18 protein-coding genes and 2 pseudogenes are annotated in these 17,044 nt (G+C 63.3%); 14 read left to right on the top strand and 6 right to left on the bottom strand.

Translation table 11 applies throughout. The features are described 5' to 3' along the window. Both P3T25_RS47120 and arsC read left to right on the top strand, forming a co-directional pair. Nucleotides 1-195: pseudogene (locus P3T25_RS47120) on the top strand (hypothetical protein); the annotation flags it as partial. A 244-nt stretch (nt 196-439) separates the two neighbouring features. Next, nucleotides 440-799 carry an arsenate reductase (glutaredoxin) gene (gene arsC / locus P3T25_RS47115; RefSeq protein WP_154566442.1) on the top strand — a complete coding sequence of 120 codons (360 nt, stop codon included), beginning with the start codon at nt 440-442 and terminating at the stop codon, nt 797-799. Between the two features lie 42 nt (nt 800-841). Here the strand turns inward: arsC and P3T25_RS47110 are convergent, their stop codons facing one another. After that, nucleotides 842-1,828, bottom strand: coding sequence for a sulfonate ABC transporter substrate-binding protein (locus P3T25_RS47110; protein ID WP_154566443.1), 987 nt, complete (start codon nt 1,826-1,828; stop codon nt 842-844). A 181-nt stretch (nt 1,829-2,009) separates the two neighbouring features. Between P3T25_RS47110 and P3T25_RS47105 the strand changes: the two are divergent. Together P3T25_RS47105 and P3T25_RS47100 are read left to right on the top strand one after the other, a co-directional pair. Further along, nucleotides 2,010-2,132, top strand: a pseudogene (locus P3T25_RS47105) (gluconate transporter); the annotation flags it as partial. 137 nt (nt 2,133-2,269) lie between these two features. After that, nucleotides 2,270-2,560 (top strand): DUF1272 domain-containing protein, encoded by a 291-nt coding sequence (locus tag P3T25_RS47100; protein ID WP_154566444.1) that lies wholly within the window; start codon nt 2,270-2,272, stop codon nt 2,558-2,560. 117 nt (nt 2,561-2,677) lie between these two features. Here P3T25_RS47100 and P3T25_RS47095 read toward each other — a convergent pair whose 3' ends face one another. Together P3T25_RS47095 and P3T25_RS47090 are read right to left on the bottom strand one after the other, a co-directional pair. Then, nucleotides 2,678-2,881: a zf-HC2 domain-containing protein gene (locus tag P3T25_RS47095; RefSeq protein ID WP_154566445.1), complete on the bottom strand. Its 204-nt coding sequence runs from the start codon at nt 2,879-2,881 to the stop codon at nt 2,678-2,680. After that, the gene (locus P3T25_RS47090) at nt 2,868-3,476 is read right to left on the bottom strand and encodes an RNA polymerase factor sigma-70 (RefSeq protein WP_097397126.1); all 609 of its coding nucleotides are present in this window, start codon (nt 3,474-3,476) and stop codon (nt 2,868-2,870) included. The genes P3T25_RS47095 and P3T25_RS47090 overlap by 14 nt, the downstream gene beginning before the upstream one ends. A gap of 449 nt (nt 3,477-3,925) precedes the next feature. Between P3T25_RS47090 and P3T25_RS47085 the strand changes: the two genes are divergently transcribed. From P3T25_RS47085 to P3T25_RS47075, 3 genes are all read left to right on the top strand, one after another. Beyond that, nucleotides 3,926-4,057 carry a hypothetical protein gene (locus P3T25_RS47085; RefSeq protein ID WP_257021004.1) on the top strand — a complete coding sequence of 44 codons (132 nt, stop codon included), beginning with the start codon at nt 3,926-3,928 and terminating at the stop codon, nt 4,055-4,057. 542 nt (nt 4,058-4,599) lie between these two features. Next, complete coding sequence (locus P3T25_RS47080; RefSeq protein WP_054034198.1) at nt 4,600-4,884, top strand: hypothetical protein; 285 nt, start codon at nt 4,600-4,602, stop codon at nt 4,882-4,884. 11 nt (nt 4,885-4,895) lie between these two features. Continuing rightward, the gene (locus P3T25_RS47075; RefSeq protein WP_233465119.1) at nt 4,896-5,165 is read left to right on the top strand and encodes a DUF6723 family protein; all 270 of its coding nucleotides are present in this window, start codon (nt 4,896-4,898) and stop codon (nt 5,163-5,165) included. 416 nt (nt 5,166-5,581) lie between these two features. Here P3T25_RS47075 and P3T25_RS47070 read toward each other — a convergent pair whose 3' ends face one another. The 3 genes from P3T25_RS47070 to P3T25_RS47060 all read right to left on the bottom strand — a co-directional run bounded on the left by P3T25_RS47070 (nt 5,582) and on the right by P3T25_RS47060 (nt 9,520). After that, nucleotides 5,582-6,574: a hypothetical protein gene (locus P3T25_RS47070; RefSeq protein ID WP_154566447.1), complete on the bottom strand. Its 993-nt coding sequence runs from the start codon at nt 6,572-6,574 to the stop codon at nt 5,582-5,584. A gap of 216 nt (nt 6,575-6,790) precedes the next feature. Further along, nucleotides 6,791-9,079, bottom strand: coding sequence for an ATP-binding protein (locus P3T25_RS47065; protein ID WP_429364514.1), 2,289 nt, complete (start codon nt 9,077-9,079; stop codon nt 6,791-6,793). A 129-nt stretch (nt 9,080-9,208) separates the two neighbouring features. Beyond that, on the bottom strand, nt 9,209-9,520 hold the full coding sequence (locus tag P3T25_RS47060; protein ID WP_171927705.1) for a hypothetical protein: 312 nt from the start codon (nt 9,518-9,520) through the stop codon (nt 9,209-9,211). Between the two features lie 237 nt (nt 9,521-9,757). On the opposite strand from P3T25_RS47060, the gene P3T25_RS47055 reads away from it, so the two are divergent. The 7 genes from P3T25_RS47055 (at nt 9,758) to P3T25_RS47025 (ending at nt 16,819) form a co-directional block, all read left to right on the top strand. Further along, entirely contained in the window at nt 9,758-10,126 is a 369-nt protein-coding gene (locus tag P3T25_RS47055) for a response regulator (protein WP_028195969.1), read from the top strand. Continuing rightward, complete coding sequence (locus tag P3T25_RS47050) at nt 10,119-10,742, top strand: chemotaxis protein CheC (RefSeq protein ID WP_171927706.1); 624 nt, start codon at nt 10,119-10,121, stop codon at nt 10,740-10,742. Before P3T25_RS47055 ends, P3T25_RS47050 begins: the two co-directional genes overlap by 8 nt. Further along, nucleotides 10,739-11,677: a sensor domain-containing diguanylate cyclase gene (locus tag P3T25_RS47045; RefSeq protein ID WP_429364510.1), complete on the top strand. Its 939-nt coding sequence runs from the start codon at nt 10,739-10,741 to the stop codon at nt 11,675-11,677. Before P3T25_RS47050 ends, P3T25_RS47045 begins: the two co-directional genes overlap by 4 nt. Nucleotides 11,678-11,884: 207 nt before the next feature. Continuing rightward, nucleotides 11,885-12,733 carry a presqualene diphosphate synthase HpnD gene (gene hpnD / locus P3T25_RS47040; RefSeq protein WP_429364508.1) on the top strand — a complete coding sequence of 283 codons (849 nt, stop codon included), beginning with the start codon at nt 11,885-11,887 and terminating at the stop codon, nt 12,731-12,733. Between the two features lie 4 nt (nt 12,734-12,737). Continuing rightward, entirely contained in the window at nt 12,738-14,015 is a 1,278-nt protein-coding gene (gene hpnE, locus P3T25_RS47035) for a hydroxysqualene dehydroxylase HpnE (RefSeq protein WP_429364506.1), read from the top strand. After that, nucleotides 14,012-16,084 carry a squalene--hopene cyclase gene (gene shc, locus P3T25_RS47030; RefSeq protein ID WP_429364504.1) on the top strand — a complete coding sequence of 691 codons (2,073 nt, stop codon included), beginning with the start codon at nt 14,012-14,014 and terminating at the stop codon, nt 16,082-16,084. Before hpnE ends, shc begins: the two co-directional genes overlap by 4 nt. 3 nt (nt 16,085-16,087) lie before the next feature. Beyond that, nucleotides 16,088-16,819: a phosphorylase gene (locus P3T25_RS47025; protein ID WP_429364502.1), complete on the top strand. Its 732-nt coding sequence runs from the start codon at nt 16,088-16,090 to the stop codon at nt 16,817-16,819. Nucleotides 16,820-17,044 lie beyond the last annotated feature (225 nt).

Genomic DNA, 17,044 nt, shown 5'->3' with positions numbered 1-17,044 from the left:
CACGGCACGGCACGGCACGGCACGGCACGGCACGGCACGGCACGGCACGGCACGGCACGGCACGGCACGGCACGGCACGGCACGGCACGGCACGGGGACTGGGACTGGGACTGGGACTGGGACTGGGACTGGGACTGGGACTGGGTGGCGGCTGCACGAAGCACCACGTTCATGCATGCAGCGGCCGGCACATGATATGAGTCGAAGCGTTCAGCAGAGCGACGAGGTCGCCCCAAGGAGGCGCGTGAAGACAACTTCACGCAGGCGCTTTATGCGCATAAACCGAACTACACAATCACCAACAGACAGCGCCCCTTTTCCGTCCCGACGAAACCCGTCCGCCCGCGCCGGACATCCACCCAACTCCCCGCACCCGCTAAAATCCCCCCACGAAAAAGCACCCTGCACCCCAACACAAGCAACGCTTACCCAACCAACCATGATCACCATCTACCACAACCCTCGCTGTTCAAAATCGCGAGCCACTTGCGACCTGATCGCCGCCACCTACAACAGCGCCAATGAACCAACGGAAATTGTCGAATACCTGAAGCAACCTCTCACGGTCGCGCAGTTACAGCAACTCAACACGCAGCTAGGCTGCACAGTCCGCGAGATGATCCGCGACACCGAAGCCGAATACAAAGCACTCGACCTCTCCGACACCACGCTTAGCGACGCTCAGTTATACGAAGCATTGGCAAAGCACCCAATTCTCCTGCAACGACCGATCGTCGTGCGAAACGGGCGAGCCGTGATTGGCCGCCCGCCGGAAAATGTCGAAGTGCTATTCGCGTAGGCGTCGAAACATCGCGGTCTACGTGACCTGAGCCCAAGTGACCTAGGCCTTGGTAGGCAATGCAGCGTCCTTCGTCACGATTTTTGTCGGGATGATGCGCAGCTCGCTGAATGTGTCGGCAATACGTTGTTGTTCTGCAAGCACGTCCGCGTCGATGGGTTTGTAGATATGCGCGTAGTGCCGCAAACCCGCTTCGATCACACCTGCGTCAAGGCCCTGAATCGGCGCGAGCTGAGCGGCGGCTTCGCTGTAGTGGCCGCGTACCCACGCCCCCTCTTTACCTACCTCGTCCATCACGATCGCGAGCACGTCACCGTTTTGCTCCGCAAACGGCCGCGCGCTCAGGAAGAACTGATGGTGACTGACGATGCCTTCGGCGTCGGCGAGCAAGCGGGCATTCGACTGGCGTTTTGCGGCCTCGAGGAACGGGTCCCAGATTGCCCATGCGTCGATCGCTCCGCGTTCGAAGGCCGCACGCGCATCGGCGGGCGCCAGAAAAACGGGTTGGATGTCGCTGTATTTCACGCCGCTCTTCTGCAACGCGGCGACCAGAAACCAGTGAACGTCCGAACCTTTATTGAACGCGATCTTTTTGCCCTTCAGATCAGCGAGCGTTTTGATCGGCGCGTCCTGATGGACCAGGATGCCTTCGGCATGCGGCGTCGGGATTTCATACGCGGTATAGACGAAGTTCGCGCCGGCCGCCTGCGCGAACACCGGCGGCGCCTCGCCGACATAACCGAAGTCGATCGCGCCGACATTCAATCCTTCGAGCAACTGCGGGCCGGCGGGAAACTCAGTCCATTTGACCGTGATGCCACGCGGTGCGAGCAGCTTTTCGAGCGTGCCGTGCGCCTTCAGCAACACGAGCGTATTGGCCGCTTTCTGATAACCGATGCGAAATTCCTTCGCATGCGCATCCGCGGCGAAGACTGAGGTGGAGACAACGACGGGCAAGGCCGCGGCGGCCAGCGAGGCGCTCACGCCTGCGATGAACGCGCGGCGCGTGAGCAACGGATGACGGGACATAAAGGTACTCGTTAAAAAAACGGACGCGAAACGGACCGATTAGCTTCGACGATAATTCGTCTGCAAGCCTGGACGAACCGATAAATTCGCATAAGCAAATCACGCCGGAGAGGCCGGGACATCCCAGAGGTCCCGCTCTGCGTGTCTGACTGCGTCAAGTCGCCTTGCCCCGCTACAATCCGTCATCCGCGAGTATTTCGGGCTGCAATTGAAGCAGACGGTGATGGTCCGGTCGGTGCTGCAGACGATCGTATCTGTCGTCGGCCTCGCATTGACGTTCGCGTTGTGGACCGTGTTGACCTGAGCCTGCCGTGGGGATCGCAAACGGTGGCAGGAATTGACGCCTGGCTGTCAATTCCGCTTAGCCCGCTCCGCTTACACTGCTTCGACACAGACGAGGCGCAGTCCCGCGCCTCGCTTTCCTGCCGACCCGGAGCCACCATGCTTGAACTGAGGCCGTCCTGCGAAGGATGCGGCAAGTCACTGCCGCCGAACGCGCCCGACGCGATGATCTGCACGTACGAATGCACTTTCTGCGAAGTGTGTGCGCTCAGCACGCTGCGCAACGTGTGTCCGAACTGCGGCGGCAATTTCCAGCATCGGCCGATCCGCACGCGCGCGCAGTTGGCCAAACATCCGGCCCGTACCGAAGCGCATCCCGTCTCCATCGACGAAGCGGCGCACGCAAGCTTCTTCGAGCGCTATCGGAACACGCCGCCTGGCGAGCGCTAACAAGCGCCACCGGCACAAGGCGGCGTTCAAGCGCGCTGCCGTCCATTGCAGCGCACCACCAGGCCACCGCTCGATGCACAGCGGCCCTAAGGCCGGCCAGACGCCCCAAGCGCCGCTTCAATCGTCACCACCGCCCGCCCCCGGCGTCGCCACCCCGCTCACCGTGCGCGCCGCTACGCGCAGCAGACGGATCTGTTTGCGGTAATTGCGGCAGCCGCTGCAAGTCGGCAGATGCAGCCGGATCGCAACCCATTCGCCGGTCGTCAAACGGCGGTCGAGCGCGTCCGACAACAGGCGCGTGATGTGCTTACACTTCCCCATTCGCATCCTCTCTGGATAGGCCCTTTTCGCTCAGGCAAGTGCGCAAGCGCAGCCGCGCGCGGTAAATCAGCACGCTGCAGTGATTGGCGGTCATCTGCAGTTCGGCGCAGATTGCTTCGGTTTCGAGATCGAGGAATTCGCGCATCATGAACACGCGCCCGATGTGCTCGGGCAGGTGTTCCAGACACATCTCGAACAAGGTCCAGAATTGCTGCTGGCGCAGCGCGGTTTCCGGCGTCGGCCATGGTTGCGGCTTACTCTCGCGTGACCAGTGGCCGTTGTCCTTGAAGAGCTCGCGATCGAGCAGCGTTTCGCCGTCGATTTCGGATTCGAGCGCCGACAGATTCACCGTGCGCTGCCGGGCGCGCAAGGTGTCGACGAGCTTGTGGCGCAGGATGCCGAACACCCACGTCTTGTGCTCCGATTGCGCGGCAAACCGGTCGGCTTGTGTCCAGGCGGCGGCCAGGGCCTCCTGGACGGCGTCTTCGGCGGCAGCGGCATCGCGTAGTTGTAAACGGGCGAAGCGCAACAGGTCGCGCCGCAATTGCGTCAGATAAACGGGATCATCGAGCGCCGGCCCGCTTACTTGCGCCATGGCAGGCTCCGTCGCCGCGCTCGCGGTTGCCGCGCGTTTTCTTTTGAATCGTTGTGGTTCATAGGCGGGTGGGTTTCCTCGCGCAGTTCCCGGACATGTGCGCCATTCTCCCGCACGTTCCAGCGCAAGCGAATTGGTATTGAACATGTGCCCGCCAGCAAGCGAAGACCAGATGACCTTAGTCGTGCCGCAACGGACTTTATGACAGCAAAAAATATTATTGCGAAAAACGAAATCAAGACTGCGGCGGCCCACCGCAACTTCAAGCGCATGGGCGAGACGTGCAGCGATACACGTCTCAAGCCCGCCGCAAACACGTGCCCGGATTATTTCATTATTTGAAAAAACATCTTCTTGTCTTCGGTATTTTTAGGCGGACGCTGAATCGCTATTCTCCACTCCATCGATCACCCCGGATCGCGAACCAATCGCTGAAGAGGAGTAGCACCATGAAACGCATTCTTACCGCCCTGATCGCTTCCGTCGCCCTGTTTGCTGCTGCGTCGGGCGCAGCTCAAGCTGCTGCGCCGGCCCAATGCAGCGGCCCGGCATCGTACTGCAACGTGTTCTTCGGCAACTAATCGTCTGACGGATGCGGTCGGACACCTGTCCGGCACAAGTCTGCGGACGAGGCGGGTTCTCGAAATCAGGAAAGGGCGCCGATCAAGGCGCCCTTTCTGCATTTAATCTCGAGCGTTTTGACGCGCGTGTGAAGCATCCGCAGAACATGGCTGCGGGCCCACTTTATCAGCGTACGAGCGTCGAGAAACAGAAAGCGGTACGCAATACCCGGCACTCCGAAGCAACACCCGCGCCCGGCGCGCAAATGCGCCTAATGCTCACTCTTCTAACGTGTTACAGTGAGCCAACAGCTTGCAGTTCTCCTGTGCGTCCTGCGCAGTCCCTCAGGCATCAGCCTCTCATCACAGCGCCCTGAATCGAACGGGGTCCTTTCCTTCTACTTCGCTTGACGGTGTCGTCGGCGTGGCCTCACAGACGCCGCTCCTGATGCGCATCGTCGCCGACCAACACCTTGTTCGCTGAAACGCCGCGACTCGCCCGGCGTCACGCCCAACACACAGCGACACGTTTCAAGCGAGATCCTTAACCGGAGACGACTACCATGAACAATACGATCAGAAGCTATCGGGGCCTTGAGATTTATCCATTGGTTTATCCGCATCAGCCGCGTTCTGCCGATGGCGCCCGCCATTACGATTCGGGTTTCGACGCCGCAGTGCGAATCTGCCGGCGCGGCACCGACGACACCTTGACCAGCAGCCGTGTATTTCGCGTGCCGAGCCGTTCCCCGTTTGGCGCGGCAGGCGACGCGCGCATTGCATCAGCGAGTTACGCGGAGCGGGTGATCGACGGCATGGTTGCCGGCGAGTCGATCGTCGGACTCTGATGCGCGCACCGATGGCAAGCCACGTTTCCAGGCGCTCGCAGGGCGCGAATTCCACGCCGCTGACCGGCCGCGCGAACTATCAGGTCGCGGTGTCGTCGCGTCGAACCTCCAGCGGGACGGTGCCGACGCTGAAAGTGACCCGGTTGAGCGACGAGCGCGTGATCTATCCCTTTCAGGGCCATGCGGACATGCCGTTTTTTGAAAATGCGGATGCGGCTCAGGTGTTTGCCGAGACGTACGGCTGGCAGCTTGTGGATGGCGACATCGCTGTCCCGGAATGACAGCGAAGAACGTCCAGTTGCCTCAAATCGTCCTATGCCGAAAGCATGCTTGATTGACAAGGCAAAAGTACCAGTTATCCACAAGGTTATTCAGTGAATCTGTGGATAACTTTAGTTGCTACCGGGTTATCCACCAGGCGCAACTTTCGAGGTCTGGACCTGCGCAACCAGAAGTCGGCGCTTTTAGTGCGCGCCGTCACCGTACCGCCCGGCCATTGCCTATGATGGGCAGTTCGTACCCTTTTGCGCGTCAAGCGCCTAACCTCAAGGAAGCGAACCATGGCCCATCACATCGCAGTGGTCGCTGCCTGACGACCAATTCGGGCCAAATCAGGCGGCTTTGCCGGCGCCTATCCGGACGAAAAACGCCGACGTTGCCGCAACTTCACGGCACGCCGGCGCTACCGCTCCCCCGCTTAGACGTGATGATGTCCCGTCACCCGTTCCCAGCCATGACGCACGGCGAGCTTGAAGCGCTCCCACGTGCTGTCGGGCGAGGTGTTTTCCCAATGGCGCCGGGCTTCCGGCTCGACGTCGTCCCACAGCCGATCGCGATAACGCGCGTCCTGACCGATCTCCGCGCCGTAGCGATAGGCCGGCACGTAATCTTCATAGCGCGCGTTCTCAGCCGCGTATTGCTCGTCGTAGTGCGTGCGGAAGTCCTCTTCGTATTCCAGATACTCGTTCGGCATCTGGCTGCCTAGACCCGCGGTCGGCTGCCCCGCTTCGGAGACGACATCCGACGGCTGCAAGATCGCGCCCGAACCCGGCATCGAACCGGCCGCAATCGCGGTACGTTCCGCATCGCCGACCGCGTCGCGCATCGGCCGCTCAGCCAGCGGCGGCGGGACGAACGGCTCGGCGTCGGTGCCCATGAGCGGCGGCGGATAGAGCGGATCGGCCGGGGTTGCAGGTCGCGTGGTTGAAGCCGGCGTTGCCACGCCGGGCGTTGTTACGCTCGATGTATGCGGCGTGCCAGGCGTCACCGCGCCAATGCCGAGTTCATCGAGTATCGAATGATCGCGGCTCGATTCCGTCGGCGTGTCCCAATCGGGCGAGCGCTCGCCGATGTCGGTCGCGCCCAGCCTCTTCAAGGTATTGCGAGCGAGCTCCGCATGCGATTCGCTGGCTGCGCTCACGCAGACCAGCACGGCGCCGCGGCGCACGGCTTCCGTGTAGCGAGCCGTTTCCGACGCGCGAGGGCCGCTCGCAAACAGGTTCGAGAGAAAACGCTCGATATTGGCGAGCACGCCGGAACCGGCGACCTCGTCGGTTGCGGAGCCGACGGAGGGTTCGGGATTCGCCTGCAACTCGATCGTGTCGCGTGCAAAACCGGTCTGCACAAGCGTGTCGCGCGCGGCCTCGGCTTGAGAATAGGTGTCGAATAAACCAATCACGGTATGTCGCATGGCTGTCTCCCGACGGTTTTAGGTGGATCGAACGGCGCAAGAACGCGTCGGCCTGCTTCCCTAAAAACATCGCAACGATCATGCCGGGGCGGCACAACGTGTCCGCACGCCCGCTGCTGGCCGCTTGCGCCGATCTGGTTACGTAGAAACCGCGGCATTCCGCTGCCGCGCTTTTACAACCGCCGGTAATTGGCGGCGACGCAGAAAAGGCTGGCGTTAGCCGGCCGGATGCGCCGCCGCAGCCGGATCGGCGCCCGTTTGCGCCAGCTCGCGCTGGATCGCTTGCAGGAGTTCTTCCAGCAACGCGATATCGAAGGGTTTGGACAGCACCCGCACGTTGACATGCCGCGCACGGTCGAGTTCTTCCGCATAGCCGGTGACCAGAATGACCGGCAGCCGGGTGTCGAAAGCCTGCACGGCTTCGGCCAGGTCGATGCCGTTCATCGTGCCGGGCATGTGGATGTCCGACAGCACCAGATCGAACGGCAGCGGCTCGCCGGTGCGCGCCTGCCTCGCGTGGGCGTCGTCGAACAGGCAGAGCGCGGTATCGGCGTTGAATACACAGGTGACCTGGTGGCCCATCATCTGCAACAGGGCCTCGGTGCCGGCGGCGACTTCGTCGTTGTCCTCGACCAGCAGGATGCGCAAGCCGTGCGGCGTGCCGCTTTCCTCGGCGCCCGTTTCAGCCGGCAGTTCGGCCTCGGGGGCGGCTGTGGCGCGCGGCAGATAGAGGCGCACCGAGGTGCCTGCGCCGATTGCGCTGTCGATCGCGGCAAGGCCGCCGGAGCGCTCGCAGAAGGCGAAAACCTGCGGCAGGCCGAGACCGGTGCCCATGCCTTTCGGCTTCGTGGTGAAAAGCGGTTCGAAGGCGCGCGCGAGCACTTCAGGCGGCATGCCGCCACCGGTATCTTCAAGCGACAGTTGCACGAAATCGCCGGTCAGGGGAAAGCCGTCCTGGTGGCGGAAGTTGATATTGGCGGCTCGAACCGTGAAGCGGCCACCGTTGGGCATGGCGTCGCGCGCGTTCACCGCGATGTTGATCAGCGCCAGTTCGAGCTCGGCGACGTCCACACGCATGGGCCAGATATCGACGCCGATATCCATCACCAGCGAAATCTTCGCGCCGAGCGATGCGCGCAGCAGTTCGCGGCACGCCGGCAGCCAACGCTCGAGCGCCAGCGTCTCGTTGCGCAACGGCTGCTTGCGCGCGACGCCAAGCAATTGGCGGGTGAGCGACTGGCCGCCCTTGAGCGCCCGCTCCATCGCCGACAATTCGCGGTCGAGCCCCGGCGTGCCGCGCCGCCGGGCGATCTGCACGTTGGCCGAGACGATCATCAGCAGGTTGTTGAAATCGTGCGCCACACTGCCGACCAGGTTGCCGAGCGCCTCCATCTTGCGCGACTGGCGATACGCGGATTCGATCGAGCGGCGCATCGAGGCTTCGGCCTGCCAGCGCTCCCACGCCTCCTCCTCGGCGCCGAGGCGCCGCAGCGACAGCCAGATCACGCACCACAACACGATGGATGGCGTGAACATCGACAGGATCAGCACACTGAGGTGCCGGTACCACGCGGTCCAGATCGCCGAGGTGCGATAGCCGCACAACGCGTAGACCGGATAGGCGCCGATGCGCCGGAACGCCAGAATCACGTTGTCGTCGTCGATGTCGGAATGCATGCGTACGACGCCGGCTCGCCGCCCTTGCGCCAGCGCTTCGGCCAGTGGCGAATTCGGCGCCGTTGCCAGCGGCTCGCGCGGGCGGCGCGGATAGTGCGCGAGGATCGCGCCGTCGGTGCGCACGAGGCTCATGATCATCGGCGTGCTGTCGCTGCCGCCGAGCAGTTCCCGGTAGAACGCATCGAAATAGCTGGGCCGCAGGGCGACCGAGACCACTCCCGCAAATGAGCCGTCGGCTGCGAGCCGCTCCACGCCCGTGTTGAACACCTGTTCGCCCACAACATGTCCCGTCATGACCTTTGAGACATGCTCGAGCCCCTTGCCGTCGCGAATGCCGGTGAAATCGTCGCGGTCGGCGATCGACAACTCCGGCGCAGGATAGAAACGGCTGGTGGCGAGGAGATCACCCTCGCGGCCGAAGATCGAGACGGCCGCCACCTGAGGATAGCCGCCGCCCATGGTGCGCAGCTTCTCGTGGATCTCGCCTTCTTGAGCGCGAATGCCGTTGTCGTCCAGACCTTGCGTCAGATCGACAATCCGCGAGTCGAGCGTCTCGTTCATGTCGAACACTTTCAGCGCGTGTTCTTCCGCCACGCGCACGGTGCGCAGCGTCACGTCGGTTGCGTCGGCCATGCGCGCGCGCAGATCGCTGAACGCCATCGCCGCGACGTACACGCAAGGCAGCACGATGGCTGCGATCAGCAGCGCGATCAGCGTGATGCGCCGGACGTGGAAATTATGTTCCGGTACGGCTGGAAACCGCGCCTCGTCCTGGCGGCTAGCGGGAGGGCGGCTCGCTTCAGGCGGGTCGAACCGTTCTGGTGTCATGGTCGGTAACGCTAAGGTCGTTCAGGACGAAAAGGCCGTGAGTCGGTGTCATACAAAAAGCATAGACATGTAGCAGCCGTACTGGTTACTGTGACAAATGGTCGGCCCCCGATTTGTCGGCCGTTTGAATCAGTGACAAATCGAGAAGCGCAAACGTACACAAAAGTATAAATGTAAAAGAAAGCCTTCCAAATCTACCGAAATATTTTCATAAATAGTACTTATTGGGAAAATCTCTTTAATCAAGGCGAAATTGGCGAGTTGCCTTTCCGCCAATTTGCTTCGAAAATCGATGCCATCACAAATAATGCGTCCGCCATGTTCGGATGCATCTGCCGCGAGGACCGCCAGGCAACGCGCACAACGCGTGACCGAAGGCGCTCGCGGAAACAGGCGCGCGGCAAGGGGACCAGCCCGATCCGTGAAGCCGCGCGGATTCATCTACGGGGTAGGCTCGAACATGCCGGTCATAGCCGTCGTCCACCGTGCTCGCACGCATCCATGCGCGCCCACGGCTTCCGTCACAAACGCCTCGCTGCGCGCGCTCCCCGCTCGTTTGCAAGCTGCATTCTCGCAAGCTTCAGCCCGCTTGAGCGCCGGTCGACAGACCGCGCGCTAAAGAAATCACCTCCACCCGCCGTTAACGCGCCAGAGCTAATTCCGCTTACCGACCCGCCCATGCCTTTGCCTATTGTGATCGCCGACGATTCATTGCTTGCCCGCAAGGTGCTCACCAAGGCATTGCCGCCGGACTGGGATGTCGACGTGTCCTACGCGACGAACGGGCGCGAAGCGCTCGGCCTGTATCGCGAAGGCAAAGCGTCGGTGATGTTCCTCGACCTGACAATGCCGGACATGACCGGCTATCAGGTGCTGGAAGCATTGCAGCATGAGGATCTGAACACCTTCGTCATTGTCGTCTCCGCCGATGTTCAGCCGATGGCCCAGTCGCGCGTGCGTGCGCTCGGCGCCGCCGCATTCATCGCCAAGCCCGTGACGCCCGAGGCGGTACTACCCATCCTCAAGGAGTACGGGTTGTATGTCTGAGCCAGTCCTCACCGAAGACCAGCGCGACGCGCTGCAAGAGGTCGCCAATCTGGCGATGGGCCAGGCCGCGACGCGTCTCGCGAGCCTGCTCGATGCGTTCATCGAATTGTCGGTGCCGCGCGTGAAGGTGGTGGCGGTGAGCGAGGCGGCTGAGGCGCTGCGCGAGATGACCGGGATCGAGGACACGGTGAGCGCGGTGCGCCAGGGCTTTCGCTCCGACATCAAGGGCGAAGCGCTGGTGATCTGTCGCAGCGACAGCATCGACCAGTTGTGTTCGCTCGTGAGCGACCCGTATTCGCGCTCGAGCTATGAGGCGGTGAGCCAGCAGGAACTCGTGTTCGACGTCGCGAACGTGCTGACGGGCGCGTGTGTCTCGTGCATTCTCGACCAGCTCGGCCGCACGCCGGTCTTCTCCGCGCCGGGCCTGCTCGGTGAAGCGATGACGCTCGACGAAGTGTTCCAGCCCGGCGTGCTGCAGTGGGAAGTCGCGCTGCTGGTGGAAGTCAATTTCGCGCTCGAGGATCAGAGCTTCCGCGCGCACCTAGTGATGCTGATGGCCGAAGAGTCGATCCGCCATATGAACGAGGCGCTCGACGAGCTGTTGTCCAGCTTATGAATGTATCCGCGGAGTCATTGAGCGATCTGGTGGTCGAACGTGTCGGTTTCGGCATCTTCGTGCTCGATCGCAACATGACCGTGTTGATGTGGAATCGCTTCATGCAGGATCACAGCGGCTTGACGCCGGAGCAGGTGGTCGGCAAATCGCTCTTCACGCACTTTCCGGAATTGCCGCGCGTGTGGCTGTCGCGCAAGATCGAAAGCGTGTTTCAGCTCGGCAGTTTCGCGTTCAGTTCGTGGGAGCAGCGCCCGTACCTGTTCAAGTTCGATCACGACCGGCCGATTACCGGCGGCGTCGACTTCATGCAGCAGGACTGCACCTTCATGCCGCTCATGCGCGATCGCGAAGTGGTGGCCGTGTGCGTGACCATCTCTGACGTCACGCATGTCAGCATCGTGCAGCGCGAGCGTGAAGAGGCGGTCGCCAAGCTGCAGGAATACGCGGACCGCGACGGTCTGACCGGCATCGCCAACCGGCGTTATTTCGAAGCGCGCCTGCGCGACGAATTCACGCGCTGGCAGCGCTACGGCGGCGAGATGTCCGTGCTGCTGTTCGATCTCGATCACTTCAAGAAAATCAACGACCAGTTCGGTCACGGCGTCGGCGATACGGTGTTGCGCGTGATGGCGCAGCGCGTCGCCGAGGTGGTGCGGGCGCAGGATACCTTCGGGCGTTTCGGCGGCGAGGAATTTGCGTTGCTGTTGCCGTGTACGCCGCTCGAGGACGCCATGCGGGTCGCGGAGAAAATTCGCTGCACGATCGCCGACACGCCGGTCGACGTGCAGGGCACGAGCGTGCCGGTGACGGCCAGCGTCGGTGGTGCGGCGGCGCGCCTGGGCGTGCCGGCGTACGACGTGCTCATCAATGAAGCCGACGCGGCGCTGTATAGCGCCAAGCGGCAGGGGCGCAATCGCTCGGTGGCGTTTATCTGAGCGTTTCTCGCGAAGCGCCACGCCCCTTATTCCGGCCCCTTATTCACCCCTAAACTGCGGCATCTCACAAAGGTTGTTATACTTTTCGCCGTTTCCGGCATCCCAGCCGGGTGTTTCGCGCGTGTCCGCGCGCGCGGGGCGCTTGCCTTGCAGTAAACACAAAACTTCTTGAACGCCTTTCAGCGGGCGCCTCCAGCGGAGATCGTCTTGGCTGTTTCCAATCTTGTCGTGGACGATACAGAAATCGACGCCGCTGCCGCCACGTCCGGCAGCTCGTTCTATCTCGCGATGCGCATCCTGCCGGCCGCGCAGCGCGACGCGATGTATCAGGTCTACGCTTTCTGCCGCGCTGTCGACGATATCGCCGACAGCGACATGCCGCGCGCCGAACGCGCCGCCGCGCTCGAGCGCTGGCGCGCCGACATCGACGCGTGCTACGCCGGCGCACCGCGCGCTTCCTTGCGCGCGCTGACGCGGCACATTCATACGTTTCACCTGCAACGCGAAGATTTTTACGCGATGATCGACGGCATGGCGATGGACGCCGCAGCCGACATCTGCGCGCCCGACGAAGCCACGCTCGACCTGTACTGCGACCGCGTTGCGAGCGCGGCGGGCCGTCTATCGGTGAGGATATTCGGGATGCAGGAAGAGCCGGGCCGTTTGCTCGCGCACCATCTGGGCCGCGCGCTGCAACTGACCAACATCCTGCGCGATATCGACGAAGACGCCGGCATCAACCGCTGCTACCTCCCGCACGAATTGCTGGCGCGCGAAGGTATTGCTGTGACGAGCCCGACCCAGATCGCCGACGATCCGTCGCTGCCGCGCGTCTGCGCGACGCTCGCCGAGCGCGCCAAGGAGCATTTCGCCGCCTCCGACGCGATCATGGACCGCGAGCCGCGCAGCCACGTGCGCGCACCGCGCATCATGTCGGGCGTCTATCGCGTGCTGCTCGAACGCACGCTCGAACGCGGCTTCGACATTCCGCGTACGAAGGTCAGCAAGCCGAAACTGCGCATGCTGTGGATCGTCGCGCGTTACGCGCTCTTCTGAGCTGATGCCGAAGCTCATCCATGTGATCGGCGCCGGCCTCGCCGGCCTGGCCGCGGCGGTGCAATTGCAGCGCCGCGGCGCACAAGTCGTGTTGCATGAAGCGGCGCCGCAGGCGGGCGGCCGTTGCCGGTCGTATTACGACCCCAAGCTGGGTGCGACCATCGACAGCGGCAATCACATGGTGTTGTCGGGCAATTACGCCACGCTCAACTACGTGCGCGCGATCGGCGCCGCCGACGAACTGGTCGGCGCGGCTCAGCCCGAGTATCCGTTCGTGGATCTGGCGACGCGGGCGCGCTGGACCGTGCGCATGTCGCCGGGCCGCCTGCCCTGGTGGGTCTTCGACCCGAACGCGCGGGTGCCGAACACCGGGCCGAGCGACTACCTTGCGCTCGTGCCGCTGCTGTTCGCCAAGCCCGGGCGCAGTGTGGCGCAAACCATGCGCTGCAATGGCCCGCTGTGGGACCGCCTGCTGCGGCCGCTGTTTCTCGTAATGCTCAATGTCGAGCCGCGTGAAGCGTCGGCGGAGCTGACGGCAGCGATGGTCAGGGAGACGCTGGTCGCCGGTGGCCTCGCCTGCCGGCCTCTGGTGGCGAAGAACGGTCTGGGCAGCGCCTTTGTCGACCCGGCGCTGCGTCTTTTGCAGCATGGCGGCGCGGCAATCCGGCTCGGGTCGCGCCTGACGGACATCGTGTTTGCCGACGGCGGCGCCGGCCCCGGCCGTATCTCGGCACTGAATTTCGCGGACGAAAGCATCGCGATCGAAGCCAACCAGGCCGTGGTGCTTGCTGTGCCGCCGGACATCGCTCAGACGCTCGTGCCCGGTTTGCGTTCGCCGAATCGCTTCGCCGCGACTCTCAACGTGTATTTCGCGGTCGAGCCGCCGTTCGGCATGGCGCCGATCACGGGACTGCTCAATGCGACGGCCGATTGGCTGTTTGCCTTCGAGGGCCGCATGTCGGCCACGGTCAACGCCGCTGAGCGCCTGCTCGACACGCCGCATGAAGCGCTGGCGAAAACCATCTGGGCCGAAGTGGCCCAGGCTGCCAACGTGCCGGCCGAGCCGATGCCCGCCTGGCAGGTCGTGGTGGAAAAGCGCGCGACGTTTGCCGCCTTGCCGGATCAGGAAATGCTGCGCCCCGGCACGCGCACTCGCTGGAACAATTTGATGCTCGCGGGCGACTGGACGGCCACCGGCCTGCCCGCGACGATTGAAGGGGCGATCCGCTCTGGCCAGAAGGCCGCGGACACGCTGCTGAATCAACCGATGGAACGCCGATGAACGACTTATCTCAAGCCCAGCCGCTGGACGCCGTCCTGCCTGAATTCGCCGATGCGGCGCTGAATGTGTCAAACGCGGTGCCAAACGCGGTGCCAAACGCGGTGTCGAGCGCTGCGCCCGATGCTGCGCCGCAAGCGTTCGCAACGTCGCTCGACGCCGCGATCACGCGCGCCACCGACGCGATCCTCGGCGCGCAGAAACCGGACGGTCACTGGGTCTACGAACTCGAAGCCGACGCGACGATTCCCGCCGAATATGTGCTCCTAGTTCACTATCTCGCCGAAACGCCGAACCTGGAACTGGAGCAGAAGATCGCCCGCTATCTGCGCCGCATCCAGTTGGCGGATGGCGGCTGGCCGCTCTTCACCGACGGCGCGATGGACGTCAGCGCCAGCGTGAAGGCGTACTTCGCACTGAAAATGATCGGCGACTCGCCGGATGCCGAGCACATGGTCCGTGCGCGCGAAGCGATTCTGGCGAACGGCGGCGCGGAAACGGTGAACGTGTTCACGCGGATTCTGCTTGCGCTGTTCGGCGTGGTGTCGTGGCGCGCGGTGCCGATGATGCCGGTCGAAATCATGCTGTTGCCGATGTGGTTCCCGTTCCATCTGTCGAAGGTGTCGTACTGGGCGCGTACCGTGATCGTGCCGTTGCTGGTGCTGAACGCGAAGCGGCCGGTGGCGCGCAATCCCCGTCGTGTGCGTATCGACGAGCTGTTCCGCAGCGCCCCGGTCAATACCGGCATGCGCGATCGGGCGCCGCATCAGCACCTCGGCTGGTTCCGCTTCTTCCGCGGCGTGGACGTGATGTTGCGCATGATCGACGGCCTGTTCCCGAAGGTGACGCGCGAACGTTCGGTGCGCGAGGCCGTGCGCTTTGTCGACGAACGGCTGAATGGCGAAGACGGCCTCGGCGCGATTTTCCCCGCGATGGCCAACTCGGTGATGATGTACGACGTGCTCGGCTATCCGGCCGATCATCCGAATCGCGCAATCGCCCGTCAGTCGATCGAAAAGCTGCTCGTCATCAAGGATGACGAAGCATATTGCCAGCCGTGTCTGTCGCCTGTGTGGGACACCTCGCTCGTGGCGCATGCGCTGCTCGAGACCGGCGAAGCACACGCCGAGCAGGCGGCCGAACGCGGGCTCGCCTGGTTGCGTCCGCTGCAGATTCTCGATGTGCGCGGCGACTGGATCTCGCGCCGTTCGAACGTGCGTCCTGGCGGCTGGGCGTTCCAGTACAACAACGCGCACTATCCGGACGTCGACGATACGGCGGTGGTGGCGATGGCGATGCAACGCTCGGCGGCACTGACGCAATCGGATGTCGATCGTGAAGCCATTGCGCGGGCGCGCGAATGGGTGGTCGGCATGCAGAGCAGCGATGGCGGCTGGGGTGCGTTCGAACCCGAGAACACCCAGTACTACCTGAACAACATTCCGTTTTCCGATCACGGCGCACTGCTCGATCCGCCGACCGCGGACGTGTCGGGCCGTTGTCTGTCGATGCTTGCACAACTCGGCGAATTTCCGCAGGGCAGCGAACCGGCGCAGCGCGCGTTCGACTACATGCTGAAGGAACAGGAATCGGACGGTAGCTGGTACGGCCGCTGGGGCCTGAACTATATCTATGGCACGTGGACCGCACTGTGTTCGCTGAACGCCGCCGGCCTGCCGCACGACGATCCGCGCATGAAGCGCGGAGCACAGTGGCTTCTGTCGATCCAGAACGAAGACGGCGGCTGGGGCGAGGGCGGCGAGAGCTACAAGCTCGACTATCACGGCTACGAGCGCGCGCCGAGCACAGCTTCGCAAACCGCATGGGCGCTGATGGGCCTGATGGCGGCAGGCGAGGTGAATCACGAGGCGGTGGCGCGCGGCGTCGAGTATTTGCAGCGCGAACAGCGCGAGCACGGCCTGTGGGACGAAACGCGCTTCACGGCGACCGGCTTCCCGCGCGTGTTCTATCTGCGTTACCACGGCTATCGCAAGTTCTTCCCGTTGTGGGCGCTGGCGCGTTTCCGTCATCTGAAACGTAACGGGCTGACACGCGTCGCGGTCGGGATGTAACGGATGGCGCTGTCGACAACGCTGTCAGCCGACGCCGGCTCCAACACCTTGCCGGTGATCGTGGTGACGGGTATGGCGTTCGAAGCGCGCATCGCGCGCGGCAAGGGCGTCGAAGTGGTCTACGCGGCTCGCGCCGATCTGCTGGAGCGGGCGTTGAGCGCGGCAGTTGCGCGCGGCTGCTCGGGGATCGTTAGTTTCGGGACGGCGGGTGGGTTGGCGCCCGATCTGGAGCCGGGCACGTTGATTGTTGCGGAGGCTGTTGAGGGGCCGTTTGGGCGGTTGGAGACTGATCGGCCATGGGCTGACAGGTTTGCCGCCGCGTTGGCGACAGGGCCGCTGGCGGCGCGTCTGCGGCGTGGGGTGGTGGCGGCTGTGACCGCGCCTTTGGTCAGCGCTGATGACAAGCGGTTGTTGCATCGCTCGACCGGGGCTTTGGCTGTTGATATGGAATCGCATATTGCCGGTGCGACCGCTGCTGCGCATGGGGTGCCGTTTGCGGTTTGTCGGGCGATTGTTGATCCGGCTTGGCGGACTTTGCCTTCTGCTGCGACCGCTGGCTTGCGGGATGATGGCACCACTGCGTTGGGGCCGATTTTGCGGGAGCTTTTGCGGCAGCCTTCGCAGCTTGCGGCGCTGATTCAAGTCGCCGCTGATGCGCGGGCGGCGCGGATTTCGCTGGTGCAGGCGCGGCATGCGATGGGGGAAGGTGGGGTTTTGAGGATGGTTGTTGGCTGAAGGCGGTTGTTTTGGCTGTTTGCCTGGGGCGTTGGCCTTTCCTTGATCTGGCTTTGGTGCCTTTCCTTGATTTGCTGGTGGTCTATTAGCGTTGCCCCTGTGCGGGGCGGCACTTACTTTCTTTGCCGCCGCGTAACTATTCAGCAGCCGGAAGCGGCGAAACGACGAACCCGGCGAAGCCCAAAGCCAGCGCGTCGATCAGCGAACGGTTCTGTTTGCGCAGAC

It is taken from the genome of Paraburkholderia sp. GAS32 (assembly GCF_050434225.1).
Lineage (GTDB): Bacteria > Pseudomonadota > Gammaproteobacteria > Burkholderiales > Burkholderiaceae > Paraburkholderia > Paraburkholderia madseniana.
This window is presented reverse-complemented; position numbering and strand designations above follow the sequence as displayed.

Excerpts from the sequence above, each read along its gene's own strand:
- arsC (WP_154566442.1), top strand. The coding sequence starts at position 440 with ATGATCACCATCTACCACAACCCTCGCTGTTCAAAATCGCGAGCCACT.
- P3T25_RS47110 (WP_154566443.1), bottom strand. The coding sequence starts at position 1,828 with ATGTCCCGTCATCCGTTGCTCACGCGCCGCGCGTTCATCGCAGGCGTG.
- P3T25_RS47100 (WP_154566444.1), top strand. The coding sequence starts at position 2,270 with ATGCTTGAACTGAGGCCGTCCTGCGAAGGATGCGGCAAGTCACTGCCG.
- P3T25_RS47095 (WP_154566445.1), bottom strand. The coding sequence starts at position 2,881 with ATGGGGAAGTGTAAGCACATCACGCGCCTGTTGTCGGACGCGCTCGAC.
- P3T25_RS47090 (WP_097397126.1), bottom strand. The coding sequence starts at position 3,476 with ATGGCGCAAGTAAGCGGGCCGGCGCTCGATGATCCCGTTTATCTGACG.
- P3T25_RS47085 (WP_257021004.1), top strand. The coding sequence starts at position 3,926 with ATGAAACGCATTCTTACCGCCCTGATCGCTTCCGTCGCCCTGTTTGCT.
- P3T25_RS47080 (WP_054034198.1), top strand. The coding sequence starts at position 4,600 with ATGAACAATACGATCAGAAGCTATCGGGGCCTTGAGATTTATCCATTG.
- P3T25_RS47075 (WP_233465119.1), top strand. The coding sequence starts at position 4,896 with ATGGCAAGCCACGTTTCCAGGCGCTCGCAGGGCGCGAATTCCACGCCG.
- P3T25_RS47070 (WP_154566447.1), bottom strand. The coding sequence starts at position 6,574 with ATGCGACATACCGTGATTGGTTTATTCGACACCTATTCTCAAGCCGAG.
- P3T25_RS47065 (WP_429364514.1), bottom strand. The coding sequence starts at position 9,079 with ATGACACCAGAACGGTTCGACCCGCCTGAAGCGAGCCGCCCTCCCGCT.
- P3T25_RS47060 (WP_171927705.1), bottom strand. The coding sequence starts at position 9,520 with ATGAATCCGCGCGGCTTCACGGATCGGGCTGGTCCCCTTGCCGCGCGC.
- P3T25_RS47055 (WP_028195969.1), top strand. The coding sequence starts at position 9,758 with ATGCCTTTGCCTATTGTGATCGCCGACGATTCATTGCTTGCCCGCAAG.
- P3T25_RS47050 (WP_171927706.1), top strand. The coding sequence starts at position 10,119 with ATGTCTGAGCCAGTCCTCACCGAAGACCAGCGCGACGCGCTGCAAGAG.
- P3T25_RS47045 (WP_429364510.1), top strand. The coding sequence starts at position 10,739 with ATGAATGTATCCGCGGAGTCATTGAGCGATCTGGTGGTCGAACGTGTC.
- hpnE (WP_429364506.1), top strand. The coding sequence starts at position 12,738 with ATGCCGAAGCTCATCCATGTGATCGGCGCCGGCCTCGCCGGCCTGGCC.
- shc (WP_429364504.1), top strand. The coding sequence starts at position 14,012 with ATGAACGACTTATCTCAAGCCCAGCCGCTGGACGCCGTCCTGCCTGAA.
- P3T25_RS47025 (WP_429364502.1), top strand. The coding sequence starts at position 16,088 with ATGGCGCTGTCGACAACGCTGTCAGCCGACGCCGGCTCCAACACCTTG.